The organism is Streptomyces sp. 840.1 (assembly GCF_003751445.1).
Taxonomy (GTDB): Bacteria; Actinomycetota; Actinomycetes; order Streptomycetales; family Streptomycetaceae; genus Streptomyces.
The window spans coordinates 2,019,823-2,034,921 of record NZ_RJUU01000001.1 but is presented as its reverse complement, the minus strand read 5'-3'; the positions used below and the strand labels follow the sequence as shown (position 1 = coordinate 2,034,921).

Below are 15,099 nucleotides of genomic sequence, written 5' to 3'. Positions count from 1 at the left end.
GGCGTCGTCGCGGGCGGCTCAGCGTGCGATCAGGCTCCAGCCCATGGCGAGCGCCGCCGCGGGCGCCAGCGTGCCGACGCCCCAGCGGATGGCCCGGTACTTGGCGGCCAGGATGGAGCTGACGTCCACGGCCTGGATGAGCAGCCACCTGGCCGGGTCCCGCCCGGCCTCGGCGACCTCGGCGGACAGCCGCACCAGGTCGTACGGGGCGAGCAGATCGCCGAAGTAGGTGACCCCGCGCCCGCTGCGGACCGTGCCGGTACGTGGCATGAGCGCCCGGACCAGCGCGGTCACCGCGACGATCCAGAGCGCCCCCGCCGCGATCAGCGTGGCGTCGGCCGGCCCGTGCCAGTCGGGCGCCCCGTGCCGCCCGATCAGGAAGGCCGGCAGCGCCAGTGCCCCGGAAAGGAGCACCGCCGCCTTGGAGTCGGCCCGGCCGAGGTCCTCCCGGACCGTGCCGAGCAGCCGTTCGGCGATGCGTTCCCCCGTCCGGTCGTAGCCGTGCGGCCCCCCGCCCTGCACGGTTACGACCGGATCGGGGGAGGTCCGTGCCCCGCCGTCGGCAGTCATCAGTCCTCCTCCGCCCAGGACCATCCGTCGTCCGCGTCCCGGCGCCGACGGGGACGCTCCGGTGCCCGGTCCTCGGGCTCCCTCGGCCCGGTCCCGCGGCCCGCCCCGGCGGGCGGCCCGTCCGCCAGCCAGTCGGGGGCGTACGGCTCATCGGCCCCGGGCTCCAGCTCCGGGGCCCTGCGGTGGGCGGGCAGCGTGCCGACCGGCCCCTGCACGGGGCGGCGGCCCCGGTTGAGGAGGGCGAGCGCCTGCGTCTCCAGGTCGTTGGACTGGATCTGGCCGCTGTCGACCATGTCGAAGAGCCGCTCGACGCGCTCCTTCTCGTCCTGCCTGCCCTCCTGGCGGATCTTCTCCAGGAAGTCCTTGGCCGCCTCGGGCTCGGCCGCCAGCATGTAGCTGAGCTGGTCCAGCTCGCCGCCCTGCAGCATGGCCCGGAACTTCTCCTGGTGCACCCGCGTCACCTCGGCGGAGGCGTGTGCCGCCCGGATGTCGTCCATGTGGTTGATCGTGCGGTCGTCCACCCGCATCCGGACGTACAGCCGTACCCGCAGGCCGAGATCGGCGCCCAGATCGGCCCAGCGCCCGCCCGCGCAGTGACTGGTGATGGCCCGGTTGGCCTGTTCGGCCTCGGCCACCGGGAAGTCCGACGACACCTCGCGCAGCCGCTCCAGGATCGGGGCGGTGAGCCGTTTGGCGACATCGGTCACCACCTCGGTGGCGGCCAGGTGCGGATCGGTCACCGTCCAGTGGATGTCGATCTCGACCTTGAAGAACGAGGCGCCGCCCCTGGCGGGCAGCTCCATCTCCAGCGTCGTCCCGTACGTGCCGAGCGCGATCTCGCACACGGTGTGCGCGCGGGCCAGCGGTCGTCTGTTGTAGTGCTCGATTCCGGAGGCGGTGGCCACGCTGTAGCCGCCCTTCCGGTAGAACAGCACCGATGCCGTGCGGGCACTGGTCTGCCGGAAGATCCCGGTGGGTGTGTACTCCCGCAGGAGCGGGCCCGCCGGTGCCGGGCCTTCGTCCTCAGCCATTTCTCTCCTCCTCGCCCGTCCGGCCCCGCGCCGGCACGGCGAGCCACCACAGGTCGCGCGCCTGCGTGTCGGGGAGCCGGTTCTCGGGGTCGTTCATCATCCGGCGCAGCAGCCAGTCCAGCCGCCGCTTGTCCTGCTCCCCGGCCATGAGCACGGGCAGCAGTGCCGCCAGGCCCGGTCGTGCCCGTTCGGAGCCGTTCTCGCGCACGGCCGAGCGCAGCAAGGACTCCAGAGCGTCCATCGCCACGTCCCTCGACCGTGCGGTGTTCAGTGCGGTCCACATCAAGTCGGCCATCGGCCGCACCAGTTCGGGGCGTGCGGCGGCGAGGGCGAGCGCCAGCGGCCGGTCGCCGCCGTCACCCCGGTCGCCCAGGTCGCCGAGCGGCGATCCGGCGGCGTCGAACAGCACCTCCTCCACGGAGGTGAGCATCAGCCGGACCGTGGTCACCAGACCGAGGTCCTGGTACGTCACCAGCTTGTGGCCCGTCCATTCGGCCATCCGCCGCAGCACCTCGGGCCCGTCCGGAAGCGCCAGCAGCCGTACGACGTTGAGCGAGGCGACCGCCATCTGCTCGCCCTCGTCCCGGACCCCGATGCGGGCCAGGGCGTCCAGGGCGGCGCCGGTCGAGGCGGCGGCGTTGCCGTATCCGAGGGCCATCGCAGCGGACCAGCGCAGCGCGTCCGTCCCGTGCCGGCCCCAGTCGTCGACCAGCTTGCGGACGGCCTTGCGGTGCGAGGCGTGTCCGGCGGCCTGGTCCATCATGGTGGCCGCGAAGAACCGGCGGCGGGTCGAGGACGCCTCGGCCAGCGGACGGACCAGCTCCACGTAACCGTGGTCGAAGTCCTGGACGCACAGCTCCCCGGCGGCGACCGCGGCGCGCATCCACACCTGCGGCCTGGGGTCGTCCGCCAGCAGCCGCAGCCAGCGCACGACCGGGGCGCGGGCCGGGAAGTGCCGGTCCCAGAGCTCGGTCAGCACCGCGCCGGGCAGGGCGGTTCCCCGGTACCAGATCAGCCGGGCCGCCACGTCGACCCCGGCCACCTCCACCCGGCCGGTCTTCAGCTCGGCGCGCGAGAGCGCCAGGTCGGAGTCCGGGTCGTCGCAGAACAGCGGCCGGGCCGGGGTGTTGTCCGGGTCGCTCTGTACGGACAGCTCCCAGGTCAGCAGGTGGGCCGCGGCGGCGACCGCGCTGTGCGATGCCCCGCCCAGCACGGCGAGCGCGATACGGAACGCCACCGGGTGGAACAGCGCCGCCGCCCGCCCTGTGTTCTCCTCCGTGTCGGCCGGGAGCACGGCGAGTGCCCGGTCCACCCCGGCGAACCACTCCTGCGCCTGTTCGGCGGCCAGGCTCCGGCACCCTGCCAGCAACTCCTCGTAGGAGACGTTCCCCAGCACGTGTCCGGCCAGCAGCGCGGCGTACAGCTCGGCCTCGGCGGGGCGCAGGTCCGCCAGCCCGACCGCGTTCCTGACCTCCTCGCGCTCCGCCAGCTCCTCCGCGCGCGCCAGCAGTTCGGCGGTCGGCGCGGCGCCGTCGGCGGCCGCTTCGGGCCGGTCCTCCAGCCGCTCCCGGAGCCGGGTGGTGAGGAGTTCCTGGGTGGGTGCGGGCGGGCAGAGCATCCCGTACCGGCCCGCCAGCAGTGGGTTCGCCGCCGAGCCGACCGTCACCACGATCACCGCGAAGGCCCGGCAGCCGGCCAGGGCCGCGGCCAGCCGGTCCAGGTCGATCTCGTCGGGCGGCAGCACACCGGGCCGGGTGAGGGACAGCTCCAGCAGGTATCCCGTGCCCCGGCGCGCCTCCTCGCCGCTCAGCGATTCGGCCAGCTGCCGCACCCCGTCGTCCGGATCGACCCGCCACACCCGGTCCTCGGCCGGGGACCCGGTGCCGGTACGCCTACCGGTGTCCCTGTCCCCGCCCGTGTTCCTGTCCGCGTCCGTCACCGCGGAGTTGGTGATGTCGTCGAGCAGCGAGAGCGCCGTACCGGTACGGCCGGTGCCGGGCGCGGCGCCGAGGACCAGCAGCCGCCGGGCGCTGAGCGCGTTGCGCAGCCGTACGTAGCCGGCGGGCGCCACGTGGGCCCGGCGGAGCCTGCGCAGCTCGTCGGCGGGCACGGGTCCGCTGCGCATGCCCGCACCGGGGCGACGCGCGTCCAACTGGACGTATGTGTCACCGATATGGGCGCGGCCGATGTGCGTACGGTCGAAGTTGTGCAGGTCCCGGCCGGTGTTGAACAGCAGCCGGGCGTCGCCGTGCGCCCGTGAGGCGGCGGCGAGGCTGGTGGGGCCGTCCTCGCTCTGCTCCTCGGCGAGCGGGTTGCGGGTGTGCTCCCTGAACCGCCCGGCGGCCCGCTCCCGTTCCGACTCCCGGTCGTCCGCGTCCTTGTCGTCGGACCGGCCGTCGTCGTCCTCGTCGTCGGCGGCGTTCTTCGGCTCGTCGGAGGAGGGCCTGCGGTCCTTGCCCTTCTCCTTCTCCCCGCGCTTGTCCCGGTCGCGGTCCCGTTCGCCTTCCCGGTCCCTGCCTCGTTCCCGGTCCCTCTCCTTGCCCTGCTCCCGCTCCCTGCCCCGGCCGCCGTCCTTGTCGCCGGCGTCGGGCGGAGCGACGTCCGGGGGACCGCCCGCCTGTTCCTCGTCGCCCATGGTGATCAGCCCTTCCGGCGGCCGGCGTCGCCGGTGGTGCGGCCGATGTGCACGGGCTGCTGGTAGATGTTCTGCGAGTGCTGGGACATGTCGCCCTGCACGTGGTAGCGGGCGTCGGCCTCGCCGGAGTCGCGCGATGCGGTGACGTCGGCGTCCGTCTCGTCGTTCACGTCGTCCGCCTCGTCCATGCCGTTCACGTCGTGGGCGCCGGCGCGGGTGGCCGGCTGCGGGCCCCGGGGCCCAATGGCCGGCGCGGGCCGTCCGGGGAGGTGGCACCAGGCGGTGACCGCGCCCTCCTTGAGCTCCAGGCGGGCGGCGGAGTAGCGCGCGGGCTCGATGAACTTGCCGCCGCCGCTCACCACGTCCTCGTACAGCGAACCGGAGACGACCAGCACCAGATCGGCCCGCTCGGCGTCCAGCAGCTGCCGTGCGACGGCGGAGTCGGCGAGCCGGCAGGCGAGGTCGACGGCGCGTCCGGCGATGCCCCGGTCGTCGTGCCGGACCGGCCCGACGTGCATGCCGACCCGCAGCCCCAGCGGTACGCGCAGGGCGCGGTTCTCGTCCCGCAGCTTCTCGTGCACCTCCACCATCCACAGGCCGAGCAGCCGGGCGACCGGGACCTGGCCGGACACCGAGACGAGCACGCCGTCGCCGCGGTCCTCCAGGTGCAGGGAGTCCCGCGCGATCTTGGTGTGGGTGAACGCCGTCTCCAGTACCCGGTAGATCCGGGCACGCATGCGGGTCTTCTCGATGTCGTCGTACTCGCCGGAACGTCTGGCGTCGACGCTGATCACCAGCTCGTAGCGCGCCTCGGCGACATCCGTCACGTCGTGGTCCACCTCGTGCCCCTGTCCTGGTCGCTGTGCCGTCCCCCATCAGCCTCGGGCCCGGGACGAGGGCCGTCTGTAGTCGTTTACACACGACAGGAGGGGAGTTACTCCTGATGGCCGTCCGCGAGGAGCGCGAGCAGTTCCGGATCGAGGATCTCCACCTGCCGGGTCCCGGTCCGCACGATGCGCTGGTCCCGCAGCAGCCGGAGCGCCTTGGCGACGGCCTCCCGGGTGGCTCCGACGGTGGCGGCCAGCTCGTCCTGGGCCAGGTGGACGACGGTGCCGGCGGGCAGGGGCGCGGGCCGTGGCGCGGACGGCGTGTAGGGGCCGGCGGGTTCGGCGCGGGAGAGTTCGGTGAGCCGCACGGCCAGCCGCTGCAGAACGGTGAGCGAGGCGAGCGCGGACCGTTCCTGGTCGGCGCTGCGGAGCCGGAAGGTGAGCTGACGTATCACCAGTCCGCTGACGCGGGGGTGCTGGGCGAGGAAGCGGCGGAACGCGTCCCCCGGGATGACCTGCGCCGCCGCGGGGCCCAGCGCCCGGACGGTGGCGCTGCGGGGGTGGTTGTCCAACGCCGCCATTTCGCCGATGAGTTCACCGGGGCCGCGCAGGCCGAGTATCAGCCGGGTGGCGCCTCGGTCCGTTGCCACGGAAACGGTCACCCACCCCTGAAGTATGATCATGACGTGACCGGACCGGTCCCCCTCCGACAGGAGATGGGTGTCGGCCGCGTAGAGCTTGCGGTTCCCGAGCGCCATGACGTTCTCGTGCTCGTGGGCCGTCAGGGCGCGTGCGAAGGCCAGGTCGTTGCCGAGCAGCCCCATGGCCACTCCCCCCGCGGCAGGTCCGGACGGCTGGATTTGATAGGCGTTGATGGTCCCAGAGCGTCACTTTCAGGGGTGTGCTTCGCGCCACATCGCGGGTACCGGCCGGTAGGGACAGAAGTGCCAGCTGGACGGCCTGAAGCGCCGCCACTCTCTGTCGCACCCTCCTCACCCGTCCGCCCCGGCACGTGCGTGCGCCGCCCCCTCACGCGGCGTCGACCGGCGTTGACCGTGAGGTCAGGGCCCGTCAGGGCCCACATACGGGCAGGGCGGGGCTCATTGGTGCACGAAGGGGCGTGAGAGGCGGACTTGGCGAAAACTCGGGTTTCCGCCAGGGGTGGCGTTCCGCGCCCGGTACGAAGAGAGGTCGCCCACCCGGCGCGACGGGGCCGCTTGTCCGGTACGGGGGCTGCTTGTGCGGTACGGCGACGGGCCGGCTCGTCCGGGGCGGCGGGGGAGGCTGCTCGTCCGCCACGGCGACGGGGCCGCTTGTCCGGTGCGGCGGAAGGCCGCTCGCCCGGTGCGCTTCAGGGGCGGGTGGGTGCGTCCTCGCCCAGCCGCTCGCGCAGGGTGCCGGCGAACTCCTCGGCCCGCCCCAGCTGCTTGCGCAGGTCGGCGACGCGCCCGGCGGCGGCCTGCTCGAAGTGACGCACCCGGTCCAGGAGTTCCTCGCGCTCGGCGCCCGTCGGCGGCGGGACCGCGTCCAGGTGGTCGGTGGCGTCGAGGAGGTCCCGCATCTGGTCGAGGGTGAAGCCGAGCGGCTTCATCCGCCGGATCACCATCAGACGGGCCACGTCGGTCTCGGTGTACAGGCGGAAGCCGCCCCGGGAGCGGGCCGAGGGGATGACCAGGCCGGTCTCCTCGTAGTGCCGGATGGTGCGCAGCGACAGCTCGGTCCGCGTGGCGACCTCGCCGATCTGCATGTGCTCGCTGCTCACGCGGGCGCCTTCCTCGTCTGTCGTCGGGGCCGGGTGCGGCCTGCGCCCATCTCTACCGTAACGTTAGAGTAGAGTGAGCGGCTGTCAGGGTTGAACCACCACCGTTGCGTGTTCATGGTGCGGGACGGGTCCACCGGTCGCCAAAAGCCGTGCCGGGACCGACGGCGTCCCCGGAGCGGCCCGGTGCCACCGCAGCCCCCTGGTCCCAGCCCGATCGGCCCCGGCCCGATCGACCCCCAGCCCCTCTCCGGCTCCAGTCCGCCGGTCGCGGGCTGCGCGGACTGCCGCCCCGGCCGTCCGTACCGTTCCGCACGCCCCCTGGTGACGCCGGGTGGGCCCGAGCACGACAGGTTCCGCCTCCCTTGACTTCCTCCGCACTGTCCCCGGCCGCGCGGCTGCGCGGTCTGCGTCCCGACTGGCTGTCCGACCCGAAGGTCTGGCGCACCGAGGTGCTGGCCGGACTGGTGGTCGCGCTCGCGCTGATCCCGGAGGCGATCTCGTTCTCGGTCATCGCGGGGGTCGACCCCGCGATCGGCCTGTTCGCGTCCTTCACCATGGCCGTGACCATCTCGGTCGTCGGCGGCCGCCGCGCGATGATCTCCGCCGCGACGGGTGCCGTCGCCCTGGTCATCGGCCCGCTCAACCGCGAGCACGGGCTGGGCTACCTGGTGGCGGCGGTGATCCTGGCCGGGGTGTTCCAGATCGTCCTCGGGGCGCTGGGCATCGCGAAGCTGATGCGGTTCGTGCCCCGCAGCGTGATGGTCGGCTTCGTCAACTCCCTGGCCATCCTCATCTTCATGGCCCAGGTCCCGGAGATGCACGACGTGCCCTGGCCCGTCTACCCGCTGATCGCCGGCGGACTGGCCCTGATGGTGTTCTTCCCGAAGGTCACCAGGGTGGTCCCGGCCCCGCTCGTGTCCATCGTCATCCTCACCGTGATCACGCTCGCCGCGGGGATCGCGGTGCCGACCGTGGGCGACAAGGGGGAGCTGCCGTCCGCGCTGCCCGTGCCGGGCCTGCCCGATGTGCCCTTCACCCCGGACACGCTGACCACCGTCGCCCCCTACGCGCTCGCGATGGCGCTGGTCGGCCTGATGGAGTCGCTGATGACGGCCAAGCTGGTCGACGACATCACCGACACGCACTCCTCCAAGACCCGCGAGTCCATCGGCCAGGGCATCGCCAACATCGTCACCGGCTTCCTCGGCGGCATGGGCGGCTGCGCCATGATCGGCCAGACGATGATCAACGTGAAGGTCTCCGGCGCCCGCACCCGCCTCTCCACGTTCCTGGCGGGCTCGTTCCTGATGGTGCTGTGCATCGTCTTCGGCCCGGTCGTCTCCGACATCCCCATGGCCGCGCTGGTCGCCGTCATGGTCATGGTGTCCTTCGCGACCTTCGACTGGCACTCCATCGCCCCGAAGACGCTCAAGCGGATGCCCGCCGGGGAGATCGCCGTCATGGCCGTCACCGTGGCCTGCGTGGTCGCCACCCACAACCTCGCGATCGGCGTCGTCGTCGGCACCGTCACCGCGATGGTCGTCTTCGCCAGGCGCGTCGCCCACCTGGCCGACGTCACCGCCGTCGTCGACCCCGACGGCACCCAGGTCGTCTACTCGGTCACCGGCGAACTCTTCTTCGCCTCGTCCAACGACCTGGTCACCCGGTTCGCCTACGCCACCGACCCCGACAAGGTCGTCATCGACCTGACGGCCACCCACATCTGGGACGCCTCCTCCGTCGCGGCGCTCGACGCGATCGAGACCAAGTACGCCCAACGCGGCAAGACCGTCGAGATCATCGGCCTCAACCAGCCCAGCGCCCGGATCCACGAGAAGCTCAGCGGCGAACTCACCGGCGGCAACTGACCCCGCGCACCCGCCGGTCGTGACCGGAACGCCCTTCGGCCGCCCGCCCGCACAGCCGTCGTGGAATCAGCGGGCGGGGACCGGGGACATGCGCCGCAGGGCGGCGCGCAGCACGGCGTTGGTGGCGGCGGGCTGTTCCTGGTGGGGCATGTGCCCGGCGTTCTCGATGATGTGGACCTCGCCGTCCGGGGCGAGTGCGGCGAGGGTCTCGGAGACCTCCACGGGGATTTCCGCGTCCAGGCGGCCGTGCAGGAAGACGGCGGGGACCGCGAGGGCGCGCAGGGCCTGACGTGGGTCGTGGCCGAGCGCCTCGGTGAAGAGCGCGTCGATGGCCGTTCCGGAGTCGAGGATCTGGCGGACGGTCCCGGCCACCATGTCGGCGGTGGCCGCGGGACCGAACCAGTTGGCGACCCAGGCGGCGACCGTGGCCGCGCGGTCGGTGGCGAAGGCGTGGAGCAGGCTGCCGAGCTGCTCGCCCATCGCCTGGCTCGGCCAGTAGCCCGGTCCGTCGACCGAGATGACGCCGGCGACGCGCTCCGGGGCCGCCAGAGCGGCTTCGAGCGCGAAGGTGGCGCCGATCGAGCTTCCGACGAGTACCGGGCGCTCCAGGCCGAGTACCTCGATCAGGGCGAGGACATCGGCGACGTTGCCGGGGGTGTCGTTGCCCGTCGCCGGGTGGTCCGACCGGCCGCAGCCGCGCCAGTCGACGGTGATCACACGGTGGTCGCGGGCGAGGCCGGCGACCTGGGAGTCCCAGGCCCGGCCGCTGGTTCCCCAGCCGTGCAGGAAGAGGACGGGCCGGCCGGTGCCGGTCTCCTCGAAGTAGAGGTCGATGCCGTTGACAGGGGCGAAAGTCATCGCTGCTCCTCGGTCGGTGTGAGACCAGTTCATCTCCATAAGTCCTCGCGACCAAGGGGCGGTTCGCTCGTACACTCATAGGGAACAGCAATGAATGACCGCAGGCTGCGCGGGCTGTGGAGCTGTGAAGCCGTGGCCCTGTGGAGCCACGCGGAGGAGTGCGGAGAGGGGCGGAATGGAACTGCGGCAGGTCCGGTACTTCCTCGCGGTAGCGGCGGAGCTGCACTTCGGGCGGGCTGCCGAGCGGCTGCACATCGCCCAGCCGACCGTCAGTCAGCAAGTGCGGCGCCTGGAGCGGGAGGTGGGCATGGACCTCTTCGACCGGACCACCCGCAGGGTGACGCTCACCGCGGCCGGCAGCGCCTTCCTGCCGCATGCGCGGGCCCTGCTCGACGCCGAGCGGGCCGGCCTGGAGACGATGGCCGCCCTGCGCTCCGAGGGGGCGGCCACGCTGCGGATCGGGACCAACGTGGGACTCGGTGCGCGGCTGGAACGCGTGCTCGACGTGCTGGCGACGGACGCCCCGGGGATCACGGTCGAACTGATCAGCGCGGGTCCTGCGGCCCGGCTGCGAGGCGTGCGCGACGGCGATCTGGACGCCGCCTTCGTCCGGGGCGGGAGCGGGAGTCCCGGGCTCGAACTCATCCCGGTCTGGGAGGACCCGTTGGTCGTGGCGATTCCGGCCGCCCACCCGCTGGCCGACGGTCCGGTGGTGGACCTGGCCGCTCTCGCGGAGCTGCCGCTGCGGATCGTCGCGCGGGGGGCCAATCCCCACCTGTTCGACACGGTCGGAGCCGCCTGCGGGGCGGCCGGCTTCGAGCCGGTCATGGGGCCCGCGTTCACCACCGATCAGGACACCCTCGCGGCGATCGGCACGGGCCGGGCGAGCTGGACCGTCTACTACGCGGCCCAGGCCGAGGTCTTGCCCCGGACCCGGCGCACCGTCTTCCGGCCCCTGGCCCCTCCGGGCCTGGCCCTGCAGACGTACCTGGCCGTACGCCCGGATGCCCCGGCCCGACGCCTCGCCGCACTCCTGGCCGCCTGCCGCGACGCGTAAGCCCGAACCGTATGAGCGGCGCTACGGCGGGGGCCTACGGGAGGGGCGCCGCAGGCCACGCGGCCGCGTGCCCGTCGCGGCGCAGACGCCGGGCGCGCCCCGTCCGGCACATGCCGGGCGGAGGAGGCACCGGGTGTCCGGGCAGGGCCGGCCCTCAGTGGCTCGCCTCGGGGGAGCGGGACCTGTCACGTACCGCCGTCCCCGCCCACCGGGCGAGGCCCGCCACGTTGCGCGGGCAGCGCCAGCGGGCCTCCGCGCCGGTGCCCTCGCCCGTTTCGTCGAGGTCCTCCCACCGGTACTCCGAATCGCCGGCGACCAGCGACAGCAGCATCTCGAAGGATTCGAGGAGGCCGTCGAGATCGTCGTCGTCGCACGGATGGGCGTCGTGGCCGCACGGACCTCCGGCCGTTTCCGCATCCGAGGCAGCGTCCAGCAGCGCCACCGAGGCCCGGTCCGCGACCTCGGGTTCCGCGTCCCAGACCGCGTGGCCGTACATCAGCACCAGCCCCAGCGTGAAGAACATCGTCGCGTCCGGGTCCCGGGGCACGGCGGCTCGCGCCCGGCCGAGCCGCTCCACGCAGCTCAGCACGGTCTCGTCGTGCTCCCCCAGGTAGTACCCCTGCCGGATCGACTCCCAGTCGTCGGCCAGTTCCCGCGCATCGGCAATCATGATCCGTACGACGCCAGGCCCTCAACGGCAGTTCCGCCCGGGGCCAAGCGTTACGCGGCCGTCGGCCCGCCGCCCGACCGCAGCGTCAGCACCGTGATCTCGCTCGGCGCGAAGACCCGGAACGGCGGCCCCCAGAAACCGCTGCCCCGGCTGGTGTAGAGCTGGGTCCGCTCCCCGTGCCGGCTCAGGCCGCTCACCACCGGCTGGTCGATCCGGACGAGGAAGTTGAACGGCCAGATCTGGCCGCCGTGGGTGTGCCCGGAGATCTGCAGGTCGATGCCGGCGGCAGCGGCCTGCGGGATGAACTTGGGCTGGTGGGCGACGAGCAGGACCGGCTGGTCCGGGCCCGTCCCGGCCAGCGCGCCGAGCAGGTTCGCGCTGTGACCGGCCAGACCGGAGGACTCCGCGGTCACGTCGTCCACGCCCGCCAGCACGAGGGAGTCCCCACCGCGCTCCACCACCACGTGGCGGTTGTGCAGCGGTTCCCAGCCCAGTTCCGCCATGCGGTCCAGCCAGCCCTGGGCCTCGCTGCCGTACTCGTGGTTCCCCGTGACGTAGACCTTGGCCAGCCGCGACCGGACCTCGCCGAGCGGCGCGGACTGCTCCCGGCGCTGGACCGGGGTGCCGTCGGCGATGTCACCGGCGTGGACCACGACGTCCGCGTCGAGCGCGTTGACCGCCTCGGTGACCTTGGCCGACCAGCCCGCCCGGTCGATCGGCCCGTAGTGCGTATCGGCCAGCACGACGACCCGCGTCCCGTCCAGACCGTCCCCGAGCCGCGGGACGTGGACGTCCAGCCGCTTCACCCGGGGTACGCGCATGGCCTCGTAATGGCCCCAGGCCAGCAGCCCGGCCGAGACCGCGGCGACGGCCACGGAAACGGCCCTGGCCCGGCCGGTGCCACCGACATCGAGCCCCATCAGCACCAGGTTCACCAGGGCGCCCAGTACCGACCAGGTGAAGAGCACCCAGATCATCCCGAGACTGGTGTCCGCGATGCGAGCGGACCGGTCCGAGTGCCGGGACCCGTGGCCCGCGATCATCAGGAAGGGGAACGAGACCATCCAGGCGGCGAGTACCACCGTCCCCGTCAGGAAGACCGGCAACGGCCAGTCGGCGCCGGAGGCGAACAGCGTCCACCAGGGCGGGAGGCAGAGAACCATGAGGACGAGCAGCACCACGGCCACCCGCCGCCCCGGAAAACGCCGCCGAGGACTCGTACTCCCGCCGGAAGCCCCATCCTGAGCCCCGTCCTGAGCCCCGTCCGAAGCCCCGTCCTGAGCCCCGTCCTGAGCCCCGTCCGAAGCCCCGTCCTGAGCCCCGGAATGCCCCACGGCCTCAGTCCGCGCTCCGCCCCCACCGGACTCCGGCCCACCGGCCTCCGCCCGAAGGCCCGGCTCCGCGCCGATGGATCCGCTGTCTGTCACTTCGCTGCCCCTCACGTCCGTCCGCTCCTCCCATCATCCGGCACGCGGCGGCCGCCGGACCAGGGCTGCCGTTGGGCCTTCGGCGCACACCGACACCGCCCTCGGCAGCCCCGCGAAATCCGTCCTCAGCGGGCCGAGACGCTCCAGGCCGGACAGCCTGATGGTCTTCTGGACCGGGCAGTGTGCGTCCAGGACCCGGGTGGGCAGCACGTAGAAGGTCCATGGCCGAGATCGAGCGGATCGAGCGTCCCCTTGTCCCTGTGGTGCAGCAGGCAGAAGACGTACTGTGCGCTGCTGTACGCCGGGTCGAAGCCGCTCAGGCGCCGCGTGAGCGCAGGATTCCTTCGACGCCCAGGAGGAAGGTCTCGGCGATCAGCTTCGGGTCGAAGAGGCAGCCGGCGGCCATGGCACCGTCGCGGAGCATGACGAGGTGCCGGCCGGCCTCGTCGGCGGGCTCGTCGCCGACCTGCGCCAGCATCTCGGTGACCGTGTCCAGGAACCACTGGCGGTGGGCCAGGACGGCCTGGTGGATGGGGTGGGCCGGGTCGGGGTATTCGGCCACCGCGTTGAGGAAGGCGCAGCCGCGAAAGCCGGGGCTCTGGATGCCTCCGGTGATGAACCGGCAGACCGCCCGGACCGCGTCGGCCGCCGACTCCGGGCCCGTCCGCGCGCTCTCGGTCCCCGCCCGGATTCCCCGGTCGGCCTGGTCGAGATAGGCGAGGACGAGTTCCTCCTTGCCGGTGAAGTGCCGGTACAGCGTGGCGCGGGTGACCTGCGCCTCCGCGATGATCCGGTCGACGCCGACGGAGTGGATGCCCTCCGCGTAGAAGATTCTGGTCGCCGTGTCGAGCAGCCGCGCCCGCGCCGCCGACGTGCCGCCCCCGCCCTTGCCCTCACTCATGCGGCCAGGTTACCCCCACTCGCGAGGGAGAACGTTCGGTCTTGACAGTGAAGGGCCGTGCCCCGACTATCTAAAGAGACCGAACGTTCTCCCTCGCTGCTCGGCCGGCCGGGACCAATCCGTTCCGAGATCCGGGACCAGCTCGTTTCCGTGAAAGGAACCACCGTGGACACCCTCGTCGGTACCGCTCCCACCAGCGTTCCCGCTGCCCTGCGCAAGCTGTACTTCCTGCGCTTCGCGTTCGCCGCGGTATGGGCGGCCCTGCTGTTCGTGACGGCCGGCGAACTGGGCCCGCTCACCGTCGTACTGCTGGTGGTCTACCCCCTGTTCGACGTGGCCTGCGCGATCGCCGACATCAGGTCGGCCCGGGTGAACGATCAGCCGGTGCGCGGCCTGTACGTGAACATCACGCTCAGCGCCCTCACCGGCATCGGCCTCGCTGCCGCCGCCACCTCCGGGATCCCCGCCGTCCTGCGGGTCTGGGGCGCCTGGGCCGTCACCGCGGGCATCGTCCAGCTCGTCGTGGGCGCCCTGCGGCGTCAACTCGGCGGCCAGTGGGCGATGATGGCCAGCGGGGCCATCTCCACGCTCGCCGGCGCCTCGTTCATCGCCCAGGCGGGCAAGGACGGCGCCTCCCTGAACAACCTGGCCGGCTACGCCTTCCTCGGCGGCGTCTTCTTCCTCGTCTCCGCCCTCCGCCTGGGGCGTGCCCGCAAGGCGTGACGCCCCGGGCGAGGGTGGCAGGCGTCGACCCGAGTCCATCGACCCGAATCCATCGACCCGAATCCATCGACCGGGCCCGCCGAAGCCGAAGGGCCCCGCAGCGACCTGCGGGGCCCTTCGACGTATCACCCGGCGGGCGCGGTGGCGGAGACCCGAGCGTGACGGGGGCCTACGTCCACGCGACGGCCACGACGACCGCGGCCGCCGTGAACGTCCCCACGGAGTAGAAGGCCCAGGGCTTCTTGTCGCGCATGCCCATCAGCGCGGCCACGGCCACCAAGGCGTCGAGGGCGAGCTTCACCCCCATCTTCGCGTCGATCACCGGCAGGTCCAGCGACGAGCGGGTCCATATGAGTCCTGCACCTGTGACCAGCTGGACGACCGCGCTGGTCACCATGTAACCGCCAGTCACCAGGTCCTTTCCGCGCAGCTGGTAGAAGATGCCGCCCAGAAGCGCGGCGAACCCGAAGAGATGGAACACGAGGAACACGTACCGAAGAGTCTCCATGCCAGTGATCTTTCTTTAGGAACAGCACGAATTGACGGTCTTTTACGCGGGAACCGACCTCACCCGCATCCCCCTCACGCCGACCACGGCCACGGCCACGGCCACGGCCACGACCGACGCCCCGGTGGTCAGCCGCTGAAGTACGCCAGCCGAAGCGGCACTGGGCGGCGAAGGCGGCCGGAACGGGGCGGATCAGGCCGCTGATGATCGTGACTCTCTCGCCACGTGATCCACAGTGCGACGTTCATCATCAACTCCCTGA

Annotated in this window: 14 protein-coding genes; 3 read left to right on the top strand and 11 right to left on the bottom strand. The window is 72.5% G+C overall.

What is annotated here, in order from left to right; all coding sequences use genetic code 11:
• Positions 1-18 precede the first annotated feature (18 nt).
• From EDD93_RS09485 to EDD93_RS09460, 6 genes are all read right to left on the bottom strand, one after another.
• Complete coding sequence (locus EDD93_RS09485) at positions 19-570, bottom strand: Pycsar system effector family protein (protein WP_123524729.1); 552 nt, start codon at positions 568-570, stop codon at positions 19-21.
• Positions 570-1,601 carry a hypothetical protein gene (locus tag EDD93_RS09480; protein ID WP_123524728.1) on the bottom strand — a complete coding sequence of 344 codons (1,032 nt, stop codon included), beginning with the start codon at positions 1,599-1,601 and terminating at the stop codon, positions 570-572. The genes EDD93_RS09485 and EDD93_RS09480 overlap by 1 nt, the downstream gene beginning before the upstream one ends.
• Positions 1,594-4,236 (bottom strand): hypothetical protein, encoded by a 2,643-nt coding sequence (locus tag EDD93_RS09475; protein ID WP_185092257.1) that lies wholly within the window; start codon positions 4,234-4,236, stop codon positions 1,594-1,596. The genes EDD93_RS09480 and EDD93_RS09475 overlap by 8 nt, the downstream gene beginning before the upstream one ends.
• Positions 4,237-4,241: 5 nt before the next feature.
• Positions 4,242-5,075, bottom strand: a complete 834-nt coding sequence (locus EDD93_RS09470; RefSeq protein WP_123524727.1) for a hypothetical protein — start codon at positions 5,073-5,075, stop codon at positions 4,242-4,244.
• Between the two features lie 95 nt (positions 5,076-5,170).
• Positions 5,171-5,887, bottom strand: a complete 717-nt coding sequence (locus EDD93_RS09465) for a Crp/Fnr family transcriptional regulator (RefSeq protein WP_123524726.1) — start codon at positions 5,885-5,887, stop codon at positions 5,171-5,173.
• Between the two features lie 527 nt (positions 5,888-6,414).
• A complete protein-coding gene (locus tag EDD93_RS09460; protein ID WP_123524725.1) occupies positions 6,415-6,825 on the bottom strand; it encodes a MerR family transcriptional regulator in 411 nt (136 codons plus the stop codon).
• 362 nt (positions 6,826-7,187) lie between these two features.
• Between EDD93_RS09460 and EDD93_RS09455 the strand changes: the two genes are divergently transcribed.
• On the top strand, positions 7,188-8,693 hold the full coding sequence (locus EDD93_RS09455) for a SulP family inorganic anion transporter (protein ID WP_123524724.1): 1,506 nt from the start codon (positions 7,188-7,190) through the stop codon (positions 8,691-8,693).
• Positions 8,694-8,759: 66 nt separating this feature from the next.
• Here the strand turns inward: EDD93_RS09455 and EDD93_RS09450 are convergent, their stop codons facing one another.
• Positions 8,760-9,551, bottom strand: a complete 792-nt coding sequence (locus tag EDD93_RS09450; protein ID WP_123524723.1) for an alpha/beta fold hydrolase — start codon at positions 9,549-9,551, stop codon at positions 8,760-8,762.
• Between the two features lie 175 nt (positions 9,552-9,726).
• On the opposite strand from EDD93_RS09450, the gene EDD93_RS09445 reads away from it, so the two are divergent.
• Complete coding sequence (locus tag EDD93_RS09445) at positions 9,727-10,608, top strand: LysR family transcriptional regulator (protein ID WP_123524722.1); 882 nt, start codon at positions 9,727-9,729, stop codon at positions 10,606-10,608.
• Positions 10,609-10,762: 154 nt separating this feature from the next.
• Here the strand turns inward: EDD93_RS09445 and EDD93_RS09440 are convergent, their stop codons facing one another.
• The 3 genes from EDD93_RS09440 to EDD93_RS09425 all read right to left on the bottom strand — a co-directional run bounded on the left by EDD93_RS09440 (position 10,763) and on the right by EDD93_RS09425 (position 13,606).
• Complete coding sequence (locus EDD93_RS09440; RefSeq protein WP_123524721.1) at positions 10,763-11,278, bottom strand: hypothetical protein; 516 nt, start codon at positions 11,276-11,278, stop codon at positions 10,763-10,765.
• 50 nt (positions 11,279-11,328) lie between these two features.
• Entirely contained in the window at positions 11,329-12,441 is a 1,113-nt protein-coding gene (locus tag EDD93_RS09435) for a metallophosphoesterase (RefSeq protein WP_123527673.1), read from the bottom strand.
• Between the two features lie 580 nt (positions 12,442-13,021).
• Complete coding sequence (locus EDD93_RS09425; RefSeq protein ID WP_123524720.1) at positions 13,022-13,606, bottom strand: TetR/AcrR family transcriptional regulator; 585 nt, start codon at positions 13,604-13,606, stop codon at positions 13,022-13,024.
• 165 nt (positions 13,607-13,771) lie between these two features.
• Between EDD93_RS09425 and EDD93_RS09420 the strand changes: the two genes are divergently transcribed.
• Positions 13,772-14,329 (top strand): hypothetical protein, encoded by a 558-nt coding sequence (locus EDD93_RS09420; protein ID WP_123524719.1) that lies wholly within the window; start codon positions 13,772-13,774, stop codon positions 14,327-14,329.
• Positions 14,330-14,498: 169 nt separating this feature from the next.
• On the opposite strand, the gene EDD93_RS09415 is transcribed toward EDD93_RS09420, so the two are convergent.
• Entirely contained in the window at positions 14,499-14,837 is a 339-nt protein-coding gene (locus EDD93_RS09415) for a hypothetical protein (protein WP_123524718.1), read from the bottom strand.
• Positions 14,838-15,099: the final 262 nt, after the last annotated feature.